Source organism: Flagellimonas sp. CMM7 (assembly GCF_021390195.1).
Classification (GTDB): domain Bacteria; phylum Bacteroidota; class Bacteroidia; order Flavobacteriales; family Flavobacteriaceae; genus Flagellimonas.
Map to the genome: position 1 here is coordinate 3673951 of NZ_CP090003.1, position 12646 is coordinate 3686596.

Genomic DNA, 12646 nt, shown 5'->3' on the forward strand with positions numbered 1-12646 from the left:
AGTATTCAATTATTTAAAATTCATAAATAGCCAATCCGCTTCTTAATTTAGGCTCTATATAGGTGCTTTTTGGTGGCATCACCAGCCCTGCATCTGCAATGGCCTTGATTTCATTCATGTTGATGGGAACCAAACCAAATCCAACGGCAAATTTTCCGTTATCAATGTTATCCTTCATTTTAATGACATTGTGCTTGCCGTAGCCGTAAGAAATACGTTTGTCATTCCGAAGGTCATGAATTCCCAAGATGGGCTCTAAAATGGTTTTGAACAATATTTGGGTATCCAATTCGCTAAGGGCATCAGTAAATTTGTATACTTTCTTTCGTAAATAAAGTGAGTAAAACTCACCATCCAAATACATGCTGAAATGATGTTTTTGGGTCGGTTTGTAGAGTCCATCATCTTTTTTTTCAATCCTGAAATAGGTATCCAATTTAATCAGGAACTCATTTTTGGAATAACCATTTAAATCTTTGACCATCCTATTGAATTCATAAATCCTGATTTCAGACTCTGGGATAAGATAGGTCATGAAAAAGTTATAGGCTTCCTTACCTGTATGAGCATTATTTTGAGCCTTCATCTTCTTGGCCAGGAGGTTGGATGAAGCACTTCTATGATGACCATCAGCAATATAAAGGGCGTCTATTTTACTAAACTCAGTTTCTAGTTTTTCAATGACTTGCTGATCTGTTATTTTCCAAAGTCTGTGGCTTATTTTATCCGTAGTGGTAAAATTGTATTGCGGCTCTTGCTCGGTTTCGGTTTTTAACAAAGTACTTATTAACTTGTTTTCTGCATAGGTCATTAGCACAGGCTCTGCGTTAAACCCCACAGTGTTTAAATAGTTGGCAAAGAGCTTTTCTCTGTGTTGGATGGTGTCCTCGTGTTTTTTAATAACGTCGTTCTGATAATCCAATACACTGCAAGCACAAAAAAGCCCCAAGGTCTTAAAGCTTCCTTTTGTTATCTGGTAGAGATAAAAAGAAGCTTCCTTATCTTTTTGAAAGATGTTGTCCTCCAAAAACTCCAGATATCTATTATAAACCAACTTGAACCGTTCTTTGCCTTCAATACTTTCGTGGTACTTAAATCCTGGGTTGATAATGTGCAGGAAAGAGAAAGGATTGTACTCAAGTTGAGAATTCAACTCATCTTTAGAATATTCTTCATAGGATCGCGATGCCACAAAAGAGGCCTTATCCTTTGTTGGGCGAATGGCCTTAAATGGTTTTACAAGGGCCATTACAGCTTAGTTAAATTGCGTTGAAACTTTTTCTGCTTTTCTAGATTCTGAATAATCGTAAAATCCTTCTCCAGATTTTATTCCCAATTTACCTGCCATAACCATATTCACCAAAAGAGGACAAGGAGCGTATTTTGGATTCTTAAATCCATCATACATGACATTCAGGATAGAAAGACAAACATCTAAGCCAATAAAGTCTGCTAATTGTAATGGTCCCATGGGGTGCGCCATACCTAATTTCATAACGGTATCAATTTCTTGAACTCCTGCCACACCATTGTATAGTGTTTCAATAGCCTCGTTAATCATTGGCATAAGAATCCTATTGGCCACAAACCCTGGATAATCATTGACCTCAGTAGGGGTTTTGCCCAAGTTGGCCGACAACTCCATAATGGTTTTTGTCACCTCATCCGAAGTACTGTAGCCACGTATAATCTCTACCAGCTTCATGATTGGTACAGGATTCATAAAATGCATGCCAATCACTTTTTCTGGACGATTTGTGGCCGCAGCAATTTGGGTTATGGATATGGAGGAAGTATTTGTGGCCAAAATGGTTTTTGCATCGCAAACCTCATCCAAATCCTTAAAAATCTTCAGTTTGATATTTAGATTTTCTGTGGCGGCCTCAATCACCAAATCTGTTGACGAAACACCTTCTTTTAAATTGGTAAATGTTGAAATATTACCCAGTGTATTCTCTTTATCTTTTTCTGATATGGAAGCTTTGGCCAGCATACGATCTAAATTCTTAGAAATCGTAGCCAAACCTTTTTCCAAAGATGCTTGTGCAATATCAATAAGATGTACTTGAAATCCATTTTGAGCAAAAACATGAGCAATTCCATTACCCATGGTTCCCGCACCGATTACTGCTATAGTCTTCATTAAGTTATTTTTTAAATGATTCTATAATTTGAAGGGCTACACGTAGGGCCTGTGTTCCTTGTTCTAAAGTTACTACTGGATCTGTGTTATTATTGATAGCATCTGCGAAGGTTTCAAGCTCATCCAAAATGGCATTGTTGGCTTCAATGTCGGGATTTTCAAAATAGATTTGTTTTTTTTCCCCTTCCGCATTTTGTAGAACCATGTCAAAATCTCCAGGATTTTCAGGTGCATCTTTCATTTTCACAACTTCGACTTTCTTTTCCAAAAAATCTACAGATATATAAGCATCTTGCTGGAAAAATCTGGATTTCCGCATGTTTTTTAGCGATATTCTACTTGAGGTAAGGTTAGCTACGCAGCCGTTTTCAAATTCGATTCTAGCATTTGCGATATCTGGAGATTTACTAATTACAGAAACCCCGCTGGCATTGATCTGTTTTACTTCGGAATTTACCACACTTAAGATTACATCAATATCATGAATCATTAAATCTAAAACCACGGGAACATCTGTTCCTCTAGGGTTAAACTCTGCCAACCTATGGGTTTCAATGAACATGGGAGTCTCAATATTATCCTTTACGGCCAAAAATGCGGGGTTAAACCGTTCCACATGCCCAACTTGCCCTTTTATGTTATGTTCATTGGCTAATTCCAATAATTCCTCGGCTTCTTTAATAGTGTTGGTAATGGGTTTTTCAATGAAAATGTGCCTCCCTTTTTCAATAGCCTTTTTGGCACAATCAAAATGGGAAAGAGTGGGAGTGACAATATCAACCACATCTACTGCATCAATCAGAGTATTGATGTTTTCAAAATATGAATACCCAAATTCATCTGCTACTTTTTTCGCGTTGATTTCATCTGGATCATAAAATCCTACGAGTTCATAGTTGTTGGATTCGTTTAAGAGCCTGAGGTGAATTTTACCCAAATGTCCTGCACCAAGGACACCAACTTTTAGCATACGTACTGTTTTTGTCAAAAATAAGGATATGGTATCACTCTTCCATAAAAATAAGAAGTCAACTAGCTATAAAAATCGTGGAGAACTTTATAAATTCGTTTACCAGACCAAAAACATGAAAGATACTTTAAAGCATAGGGGTATGCGCAATAAGTTGGCAAAAGTATTGTCAGCTAAAGGAATACAGGATTCAAAAGTCATAGATGCAATAAAAACAGTACCGCGACACTTGTTTTTGGATAGTAGTTTTGAGGATCATGCTTATCAAGACAAAGCGTTCCCCATTGGAGCGGAACAAACTATTTCACAGCCATATACGGTGGCTTTTCAAACAGAACTACTCAATATAAAACCTAATGACACTATTTTGGAAATAGGTACAGGTAGTGGGTATCAAACTGCTGTATTACTTCACTTAAGAGCTAAGGTATATACTATAGAAAGACAGCAGGAACTCTTTAAAAAAACCAAACTGTTTTTCAGTAAAATGAATTATCGGCCTAAGAAAGTCATTTTTGGGGATGGATACAAAGGATTGCCAGGGGAAGCTCCTTTTGATGGGATTATTGTGACTGCCGGGGCTCCAGAAGTTCCAAAACCTTTAATGTCTCAGTTGAAAGTAGGGGGTCGTTTGGTTATTCCTGTTGGGGTTGAAGAGCAAATTATGACGCTCTTCACAAGAAAGTCTGAAAAAGAATTTGAAAAACAAGAATTAGGTTCTTTTCGGTTTGTGCCCCTTTTAGAAAACAAAAACTAATGTTATTGGTTAAAGCTTTTCTTTATTCTTGATAAATCACGCTTGTTGTCCCTATCTTTCATGGTTTCACGCTTGTCGTACAATTTTTTACCCTTAGCCAGGCCAATATTTATTTTAGCCAAACCTCTATCGTTGATAAAAAGATTAAGTGGAATTATAGTAAGCCCAGAAGTGGAAACTTCTTTGTGTAATTTTTTCAGCTCTTTTTTGTTAAGCAACAACTTCCGCTCTGCTTTGGGCAGATGATTGTAGTGTCCACCGTGACTATATTCGTCAACCTGCATATTTATAACAAAAAGTTCTCCCTTGTCATTGAATTCGCAAAAACTTTGGGATACTGAAGCCTTGCCCAAACGGATAGATTTTATTTCGGTACCGCCCAAAACAATTCCAGCTGTATAGGTGTCCAGAATTTCATAATCGAACCTGGCCCGTTTATTTTTTATATTAATATTTTTCTGCATTGTTGACAAAAATAGAAACTCTTCTCCAAGAAAATTGTAATGTTACAATAGATTTTACGATTATCAATGTAAACCAAACTAATGAAAAGATTTTTTGTTGTTGCCTTGTTGCTTTTATCCGTTGCCTGCAAAGAAAAGCCCAAAACGAATTATACCGCCCAAGAAATTGTAGATAAATCCATAGAAGATAGTGGAGGAAGCCTTTATACCAATCACGGTACGTCATTTATGTTTCGAGATAGAAAATATATTTCCGAAAGTATGGAAGGAAAGATGGTGTTGAAGCGAATCTCTTTTTTGGATTCTGTAGTTATAACCGATGTTAAAACGAACACTGATTTTAAACGGTATATGAATGACACCATTGTAAACATATCAGATTCCATTGCAAATAGATATGCCAATTCTGTCAACTCCGTACATTATTTTGCCAGACTTCCTTACGGACTAAATGAAAAAGCCGTTAACAAAGAGCTTTTAGGGGAAGAAAAAATAAAAGGGAAAAATTACTACAAGGTCAAAGTCACGTTTGATCAAACTAATGGAGGTGAAGATTTTGATGATGTGTATGTGTATTGGTACCATACGGAAACATTTAAACCGGACTATTTAGCATATGATTTTCATGTAAACGGAGGGGGTCAACGTTTTCGTGAGGCTTATAATGAACGCTATGTAAATGGTATTCGTTTTGTTGACTATAATAATTACAAGCCAAAAAAGAAAGAAACTTCAGTTCTTGAAACAGGAAGTTTATTTGAAAAAGGAGAATTAGAGTTACTCTCTAAGATAGAACTTTTAGAAATAGAGGTTACCAAAAATTAGTCCATTTTTAGGCGAATATCAGTTGCTACTCCATCAATGATTCTAACAATGAAAAGGCTGCTGTTATCATGGTCGTCCATATGCTCATACTTTTCAATCTCAAGAAGGTTATTTACAAATGTAGGGGTTGAATTACTGTGTCCTACAACCAATACATTAAGTCCTTCGTTTGAAGCTTTAAAGGCTTCAATATCCACAGATTTTGGGTCATAATATTTAACGTCGATGTCCTTCTTTACAGAGGTTGGTGCCGCTGTCATTGAGGTACGCTCATAATTGGTAGAGTATATCACATCCAAATCAATGGGATCAAAAACCTCGGCCCAATGTATGGCCCTCCCCAAACCATCTTGATTTAGTTCTGGGTCATTGTTTTCAGGGTCCGTTCTGTCTTTTTCTGCATGTCTTATAAAATAGAAAGTGGAAACCACTGCTTCTTTGGTATTTTCCATATCTTTATTGGAGTCATTGCAGCTGATACTTCCAACAATAAAAATTGTAATTGCAATTATAAGTTTGGTTGTTCTCATGATTACTTTTCTAAAGGTTCCCTTACTTTATATTTATGATATTTAAATGTAACATTTAATTTTCGTTTTCTTGTATGCTTAAGTCTTTGGTTTGTTTTCTATTGCTTTTTATAACCACATTTATTTGGTCACAAGAGAGGACATTGCCTCCTGACCTTAGACAACATAACCTTACCCAATTCAATGCAAACTTATTAAATGCATCTTATGGAACGGATTGGAACAATCCAAACTCTTTTTCAGTTTGGACACGTTGGCAATGGCAAACAATAGATGGAGATCCAACTAGCATATTTGCCAATTATACCCATCAACTTAATCAAAAATCAGTATTGGGGGTTGGTTTTTTGCAACACAATACGGGAACCTTTCTACATACTGGAGCAAATGTTAATTATGCTTATACTTTCTTGTTACAGGATAATGTTAAACTGATGGTTGGAGCTAATCTTTTTGGATTTCAAGAAAAACTGGCAGATAATCGTTTTGTTCCAAACCCAGATATAGATTTACCGCAATTAGAGAATACCAATCAATTTATGATTCTTTTTTCTCCAGGAGTACGATTACAAGTAAACCAATTTAATTTAGGGTTGGCCGTAGAGAACGCATTGGATTTTAATTTTTCTGAAAATGGAAGGGGGGAAGACCTTAGAATATTTACAGGCACTCTAAGCAATGACTTTCCTGTTACAATATTTTCTGGTGAAGACAGCAGCTTTGTAAGACCTATTGTTTATGTAAGATCAATACCAAATGAAGACACACAATTTGGAATTAACGGATTATTTTCCACTTCCAAATTCTGGGTGCAGGGAGGTTACAATAGTTTCTATGGAGTTTCTGGGGGATTGGGAGCCACTTTTGCAAAACAATTTTCTATTGGTGGATTGTTGGAATTTGGCACGGATACTTTCTTAAGAGATGAGGATCCCACTTTTGAACTGATTGCTTCATATCATTTTGGAAAAACAGATAACCGTAAAAAAGTTATTGGCTTTGATGTTGAAAAAGATGATGCATTAGCTTTGGAACGAATTAAGGTGGAAGAAGAGAAACAAAAGCGTAAGGAACATGAGAAAAAAACAGCCGCCGAACAGGAAAGACTAAAAAAAGAACAAATAGCGGATACCAAAAAAGAACAGGAACTTTTAGCTAAGCAACAATTTGAAAAGGATTCTATAGCCAAAGCACAACTGGTTGCCTTGAAATTGCAAGAAGAACAAAAAAGACGGGATAGCATTGCTGAACTTCAAGAAGCACAAAATGTTCAGGTAAGGCCAAACGAAAAATATGAGGAAGTAGCAAACGCAGAAGGTTTAGAACCAGGGTTTTATTTGATCGCCAATGTTTTTGGTACAAAGAAATATTTTGAAAACTTTATGTTGACCCTTAAGAAAAAAGGATTAGATCCAAAATCGTTTTTCAGAAGTCAAAACAAATACAACTATGTGTACTTGGAGCGTTATAATAGTATGAATGAGGCTCGCAAGGCTAGAGATAGCAAATTCTTTGGAAAATACCCTGACAAAACTTGGATTTTCAGAGTTAGGGGCAAGTAATGGTAGGGGCTATTTTTTTATTTCCTTTTGTACCAGTTGTTCTAAATAGGCAATTGTGTTGACAAGATATTTTCTGTCCCTTGTCATGGTAGACATTGCTATTGCACCTTGAAGCATGGTAAATAATTGTTTGGCAAATTGAAGCGGCGGAACAGGTAAATAGATTTCGCCTTGCTTTATACCGTTTTCTAAAACCAGCGCTATTTTACCCTCTATTTCTTTAATAGTTTCCTTAACAGCTGCGGAAAGTTGGTTGTTGTTGTTTTGCGCATCTACTCCCACATTAAGAATTGGACATCCGCCAAAAGGTAGCGTAAAAACATCATATTGTCTATAGAAACGTATTAAGGAAAAAAGTTTGTCAAGTGAATTACCTTCTACCTTCAATTTTTCATCAACAACAGACAAAAGGTGATTGCGATTATATTCAAAAGCAGATAATGCCAGTGCTTCCTTATTCTCAAAATTACCATAAATAGCACCTTTGGTGAGGCCAGTAGCTTCTGTAAGGTCACTCATGCTAGTGCCAACGTATCCAAATTTATTGAAAATTGGGGCAACCGTCTCTATAATATATGCTGTGGTACGTTCTGCTTTTTTGGTCATAGTGGTTCTGGCTGATACGTGGCTGTTGCTAATATATAAAAAACATATACTGTATGGTATTTTAAAAAGCAAATGCCCTTACTTTTAACAAAATAAGGGCATCAATACGTTGAAAATTAGATTATTTCACCAATTCATTTTGATTTCTAAAGACAAGTTGTTCGTCAAACGAATCAAGAAGAACAATACTATCTGCTTTTATCTTACCTGCAAGTAATTCTTTGGACAAGTTGTTTAGAACCTCTTTTTGGATGAGTCTTTTTACTGGTCTAGCTCCAAATTGAGGGTCATATCCTTTTTCCGCTAGATAATCAATTGCCTCTTCAGTGGCATCCATGCTAATATGTTGCTTGGAAACCATTTTTTTCAATTGTTCTAATTGCAATCTGACAATATCCTTAATATTGGATTTATCCAAAGGAGTAAACATAATAATATCATCTATCCTGTTTAAAAACTCTGGACGAATTGTTTTTCGCAACAACCCCATTACTTCAACACGTGCGGCACTAGCTGCGCTTTCCACGTCAACAGCATCTTCAAACTTTTCTTGGATTATTTGGCTACCCATATTACTGGTCATGATAATAATGGAGTTCTTGAAATCTGCAACCCGACCTTTATTATCCGTCAATCTACCTTCATCCAATACTTGTAAAAGAATGTTGAATGTATCTGGGTGTGCTTTTTCAATTTCATCTAAAAGCACTACAGAATATGGTTTCCTTCTAACGGCTTCTGTCAGTTGACCTCCTTCATCATAGCCAACGTACCCAGGAGGCGCGCCTACCAATCTACTTATGGAATGACGCTCTTGATACTCACTCATGTCTATACGGGTAATGGCGTTCTCATCATCAAATAAATAGGCAGCCAGCGTTTTTGCCAACTCGGTTTTTCCAACCCCTGTGTTTCCTAAAAATAAGAAAGAACCAATAGGTTTTTTTGCATCTTGTAAACCCGCCCGGCTTCTTCTAATAGCATCGGAAACAGCAATTATGGCTTCTTCTTGACCCACAACACGTTTATGTAAAACATCTTCTAACTGTAAGAGTTTTTCGCGTTCGCTCTGCAACATTTTGGTCACGGGAATACCAGTCCATTTGGCTACTACTTCTGCAATGTCCTCATTGGTCACCTCTTCTTTGATAAGTGTTCCGGCACTTTGCTGATTGGCCAACTCATCTTGTAATTGTTCCAGTTTTTCTTGGGATTCTTTTATTTTTCCATAGCGTAGTTCTGCTACTTTGCCATAATCTCCATTACGCTCGGCGCGCTCTGCCTCCAGTTTAAAGTTTTCAATATTCTGTTTGGTTTTCTGTATGTTATCTACAACAGTCTTCTCGCTTTCCCATTTGGCAAAAATCTCGTTTCGCTCTTCTTTGAGATTGGCAAGCTCAAGGTTTAAACTTTGCAGTTTTGCCTTGTCATTCTCACGCTTTATCGCTTCAATCTCAATTTCCAACTGCATAATTTTCCTGTCCAGTACATCCAATTCTTCCGGTTTGGAATTGATTTCCATCCGCAGTTTAGATGCAGCTTCGTCCATAAGGTCAATAGCTTTATCTGGTAGAAAACGATTTGTGATATAACGTTGAGAGAGTTCTACAGCAGAAATTACGGCTTCATCTTTAATACGAACTTTATGGTGTGCCTCATACTTTTCCTTTATTCCTCGGAGAATAGAAATGGCACTTTCGGTATCAGGTTCATCGATAACCACTTTTTGAAACCTACGTTCTAAGGCCTTATCCTTTTCAAAGTATTTTTGGTATTCATCCAAAGTAGTTGCGCCAATAGCTCTAAGCTCACCCCTTGCCAATGCGGGTTTTAGAATATTGGCAGCATCCATAGCACCTTGGCCGCCACCTGCGCCCACAAGGGTATGAATCTCATCTATGAAAAGTACAATATCCCCATCTGAAGAAGTTACTTCTTTGATTACGGATTTTAAACGCTCTTCAAATTCACCTTTATATTTAGCTCCAGCAATGAGTGCTCCCATATCCAAAGAATAAAGGGTTTTGTTCTTAAGGTTTTCCGGTATGTCTCCTTGGACTATTCTATGGGCTAATCCTTCGGCAATAGCTGTTTTACCAACACCTGGTTCACCAACAAGCATAGGGTTGTTCTTTGTTCTTCTTGATAGAATCTGCAAAACCCTTCTAATTTCCTCATCCCTACCAATTACTGGATCAAGCTTTCCACTGTCGGCAAGCTGATTTAGATTTTTTGCATACTTATCTAGCGAGTTGTAGGTGTCTTCAGCGCTTTGCGAAGTTACCTTTCCGCCTTTTCTCAATTCTTGAATGGCAGCGGTCAAGTCTTTTTCCGTAACCCCTTGGTCTTTTAGAATCTGGGCTATTTTACTTTTTGACTTAAAGATTGCAGGCAGCAAATGTTCAATGGATACAAATTCATCACCTTGTTTTTTTGCAATGATACTGGCTTCATTCAAAGATTTACCTGCTTCTCTTGAAAGCATTATTTCTCCTCCAGATACCTTAGAGAAACTTTCTAATTCCTTTTCAAGGATTTGGTTAAGCAATGCTGTGTTAACATTTAATTTTTTTAGAATAAATGGCAATACATTCTCATCTACTTCGGAGATGGCCTTAAATAGATGTTCGTTTTCTATTTGTTGATGTCCATGCCCTTGGGCAAGCTGTTGTGCTTGCTGTATGGCTTCTTGTGATTTTATAGTATAATTGTTGAAATTCATTTTCAAATGTTTTTCTTTCTAACATTTCAAGAACCTTACCATTGGGAAGATACAGTCAAAATGTCGCTAAAAGCCTGAAAATAAAGGACATTTCGTCAGCTTTGTAAGCTTTTTGTTCTTACTCGACAGAACTATTAAATTTGTGACATGGGAATATTTAATAGTGTATTTGGAAAGAAAGGTGATTCGGTAAAAGAGGAAAAACAAATTCCTTGGATTCCTTTGGTATCGATTGAGCAATTAGATGAAATTGCTGAAAAATCCAAAACACGAACGCAACTCATCTTTAAACATTCTACCACTTGTGGCATTAGCCGAATGGTATTAAATATGTTTACAGGATCTTATTCTCTTGGAGACGAAAATGATATTTATTTTTTGGACCTACATGCTCATAGGGATGTCTCTAATGAGGTGCAATATAAGTTTCAGGTCATGCATCAATCTCCTCAGCTTTTGATTATTAAAAACGGGGAAGTAACATACCATACTTCACATGGAGCCATTGCGGATACTGATTTAGCCCAACATGTTTAAGGAAAGAATATAGTTGGTTCGAGCGCAGCCGAGAACTTTATGGAATGAATTTATCCAGTGTTGCCCAACTCCGCTCGCTTCAACCTAAAATTAATCGTTATATTGATTCCTGGCAATAAACTGATTTTGGGTAAGGATTGATTTCAGCCTTGCCTTTAAATCTTCACCAGCGTCATATACCATTTGTTCATTGCTCGGAAATGGCACTGACCTTATATCCAATAAAGGAATCAAATCTATATCCAAAGCTCTTTTGTCTCCTTTATAATTTGCGTACACATGTTCAAAAACAAACTCACTGGATAGGGGATAAGAGTTAATTTCCTGTCCATTGGATAAATCCGTAAGACTTACTTTTGCTCCAATTTGAGCAGCCTTAAATTGCGTAAACTCATAAAAGTTACATCTAACAGTTCTGAACTTGTCCACCTTAATTTGGTTGCCCAAACTATCTTTTACGGCATTCCCTTGCTCATCTAATAAGAACTCATAACCGTCCTTAATCTGTCTTTCTTTTACAATTTGCTTTTCGTTCACACGTTCTGGTGAGATGTTTATTTCCCTAAAGTTTACATTCAAAGCATAATCGTATTTAATGTTAGACAATGGGTTTGCATGGTACTCGGTCCAAAAATCGTTAATACCAAAGGCATTGAAATCCAACAACTCATCTTCCAAACGCTCTGGAATGATTTGTTCTGTTTCATTTCCAATCTCCACTTTAACGTATTCCAATCCTTTAGTATAGGCCTGATCCATTTTGGCAACGGTCTCTTTATATCCAGGATTAATATCTTGCAGATACTTCAATTCGTTATATGCAGACCTGTAATCTACCTTTTCACGAGCAGATGTCAACAAACCAGATGCATTGTTGTACAAATAGTTTGATAACTCATTTTTGGTTGCAAGAATATTTGAGTCATAATTGGCAAATCCAAAAGACGCATTTCTTCCCTCATCTTTAATAAATAATGGTAGAAGGGGTCTAATGCGTTGTTGAAGCCCTTTTAACTTCAAATATTTGTTATAAATAGCTTCCAGATTGGCTGGATTTCCATCTCGTTGTAGAAAAACGATTTCCTCTTCCTCTCGTTGCGCATTCTTTTCAAAAGCGTCTTCAAGCATTAGAATATAAGCTTGGTTGCCCTTTTTTGTCTTGTTTTCAGACAAGTTTTTAATCGCTTTATTCATAGCGGTAACATAGTTGCCACTATTTAAAGCTTCTTGGGTTTTCTTGACACCCCCACAGGCAACAAGTAAGACCATTGTACTAATGAGTAATATTTTTTTCATGGCTTTCTGATTTTATCGGTTTGGTTGTAGTTTTCAACAGCCGTGCCAAAAACCTACTGTTTAATAACGAAAAAGGGCAAAGGGTAGTATAATATCGATGAAATGCACAGAACAGCATTTTTTTATAGGATTTTGGTGAGGCCTATAAATTGTTAATTGCCGTTTGATAAAATCCATTTCTACAACAATTTTTATCGATTTAATTAGCTTTTCTATTCGTAATTTTAGCACTTC

The 12646-nt window shown here is 36.7% G+C and carries 12 protein-coding genes; 4 read left to right on the top strand and 8 right to left on the bottom strand.

Annotated elements, in window-relative coordinates:
• Positions 1–13 precede the first annotated feature (13 nt).
• The 3 genes from LV704_RS16610 to LV704_RS16620 are packed head-to-tail and all read right to left on the bottom strand — an operon-like array spanning position 14 to position 3113.
• Positions 14–1249, bottom strand: coding sequence for a DUF1015 domain-containing protein (locus LV704_RS16610; protein ID WP_163422640.1), 1236 nt, complete (start codon positions 1247–1249; stop codon positions 14–16).
• Between the two features lie 6 nt (positions 1250–1255).
• Complete coding sequence (locus tag LV704_RS16615) at positions 1256–2143, bottom strand: 3-hydroxyacyl-CoA dehydrogenase family protein (protein ID WP_163422639.1); 888 nt, start codon at positions 2141–2143, stop codon at positions 1256–1258.
• Positions 2144–2147: 4 nt separating this feature from the next.
• The gene (locus tag LV704_RS16620) at positions 2148–3113 is read right to left on the bottom strand and encodes a Gfo/Idh/MocA family protein (protein WP_163422638.1); all 966 of its coding nucleotides are present in this window, start codon (positions 3111–3113) and stop codon (positions 2148–2150) included.
• A 115-nt stretch (positions 3114–3228) separates the two neighbouring features.
• Between LV704_RS16620 and LV704_RS16625 the strand changes: the two genes are divergently transcribed.
• Positions 3229–3870, top strand: a complete 642-nt coding sequence (locus LV704_RS16625; RefSeq protein WP_163422637.1) for a protein-L-isoaspartate(D-aspartate) O-methyltransferase — start codon at positions 3229–3231, stop codon at positions 3868–3870.
• 2 nt (positions 3871–3872) lie between these two features.
• On the opposite strand, the gene smpB is transcribed toward LV704_RS16625, so the two are convergent.
• A complete protein-coding gene (gene smpB / locus LV704_RS16630; RefSeq protein ID WP_163422636.1) occupies positions 3873–4334 on the bottom strand; it encodes an SsrA-binding protein SmpB in 462 nt (153 codons plus the stop codon).
• Positions 4335–4415: 81 nt separating this feature from the next.
• Here smpB and LV704_RS16635 point away from each other — a divergent pair, with 81 nt between their 5' ends.
• Positions 4416–5159, top strand: a complete 744-nt coding sequence (locus LV704_RS16635; RefSeq protein ID WP_163422635.1) for a DUF6503 family protein — start codon at positions 4416–4418, stop codon at positions 5157–5159.
• Here the strand turns inward: LV704_RS16635 and LV704_RS16640 are convergent.
• On the bottom strand, positions 5156–5689 hold the full coding sequence (locus LV704_RS16640) for a phosphoglycerate mutase family protein (RefSeq protein ID WP_163422634.1): 534 nt from the start codon (positions 5687–5689) through the stop codon (positions 5156–5158). The two genes, LV704_RS16635 and LV704_RS16640, sit on opposite strands and share 4 nt — an antisense overlap.
• A 74-nt stretch (positions 5690–5763) precedes the next feature.
• Between LV704_RS16640 and LV704_RS16645 the strand changes: the two genes are divergently transcribed.
• Entirely contained in the window at positions 5764–7251 is a 1488-nt protein-coding gene (locus LV704_RS16645) for a PorP/SprF family type IX secretion system membrane protein (protein WP_163422633.1), read from the top strand.
• A gap of 9 nt (positions 7252–7260) precedes the next feature.
• Here the strand turns inward: LV704_RS16645 and LV704_RS16650 are convergent, their stop codons facing one another.
• Complete coding sequence (locus tag LV704_RS16650) at positions 7261–7857, bottom strand: TetR/AcrR family transcriptional regulator (protein WP_163422632.1); 597 nt, start codon at positions 7855–7857, stop codon at positions 7261–7263.
• Positions 7858–7978: 121 nt separating this feature from the next.
• Positions 7979–10579: an ATP-dependent chaperone ClpB gene (gene clpB, locus LV704_RS16655; protein WP_163422631.1), complete on the bottom strand. Its 2601-nt coding sequence runs from the start codon at positions 10577–10579 to the stop codon at positions 7979–7981.
• Positions 10580–10726: 147 nt separating this feature from the next.
• Here clpB and ytxJ point away from each other — a divergent pair, with 147 nt between their 5' ends.
• Positions 10727–11116, top strand: coding sequence for a bacillithiol system redox-active protein YtxJ (gene ytxJ / locus LV704_RS16660; RefSeq protein WP_163422630.1), 390 nt, complete (start codon positions 10727–10729; stop codon positions 11114–11116).
• Positions 11117–11206: 90 nt separating this feature from the next.
• On the opposite strand, the gene LV704_RS16665 is transcribed toward ytxJ, so the two are convergent.
• Positions 11207–12412, bottom strand: coding sequence for a hypothetical protein (locus LV704_RS16665; protein WP_163422629.1), 1206 nt, complete (start codon positions 12410–12412; stop codon positions 11207–11209).
• Positions 12413–12646: the final 234 nt, after the last annotated feature.

Bases quoted from the DNA above. Each gene is read 5' to 3' on its own strand.
- LV704_RS16615 (WP_163422639.1), bottom strand. From the start codon at position 2,143: ATGAAGACTATAGCAGTAATCGGTGCGGGAACCATGGGTAATGGAATT.
- LV704_RS16610 (WP_163422640.1), bottom strand. From the start codon at position 1,249: ATGGCCCTTGTAAAACCATTTAAGGCCATTCGCCCAACAAAGGATAAG.
- ytxJ (WP_163422630.1), top strand. From the start codon at position 10,727: ATGGGAATATTTAATAGTGTATTTGGAAAGAAAGGTGATTCGGTAAAA.
- LV704_RS16620 (WP_163422638.1), bottom strand. From the start codon at position 3,113: ATGCTAAAAGTTGGTGTCCTTGGTGCAGGACATTTGGGTAAAATTCAC.
- LV704_RS16650 (WP_163422632.1), bottom strand. From the start codon at position 7,857: ATGACCAAAAAAGCAGAACGTACCACAGCATATATTATAGAGACGGTT.
- LV704_RS16665 (WP_163422629.1), bottom strand. From the start codon at position 12,412: ATGAAAAAAATATTACTCATTAGTACAATGGTCTTACTTGTTGCCTGT.
- LV704_RS16645 (WP_163422633.1), top strand. From the start codon at position 5,764: ATGCTTAAGTCTTTGGTTTGTTTTCTATTGCTTTTTATAACCACATTT.
- clpB (WP_163422631.1), bottom strand. From the start codon at position 10,579: ATGAATTTCAACAATTATACTATAAAATCACAAGAAGCCATACAGCAA.
- LV704_RS16625 (WP_163422637.1), top strand. From the start codon at position 3,229: ATGAAAGATACTTTAAAGCATAGGGGTATGCGCAATAAGTTGGCAAAA.
- smpB (WP_163422636.1), bottom strand. From the start codon at position 4,334: ATGCAGAAAAATATTAATATAAAAAATAAACGGGCCAGGTTCGATTAT.
- LV704_RS16640 (WP_163422634.1), bottom strand. From the start codon at position 5,689: ATGAGAACAACCAAACTTATAATTGCAATTACAATTTTTATTGTTGGA.
- LV704_RS16635 (WP_163422635.1), top strand. From the start codon at position 4,416: ATGAAAAGATTTTTTGTTGTTGCCTTGTTGCTTTTATCCGTTGCCTGC.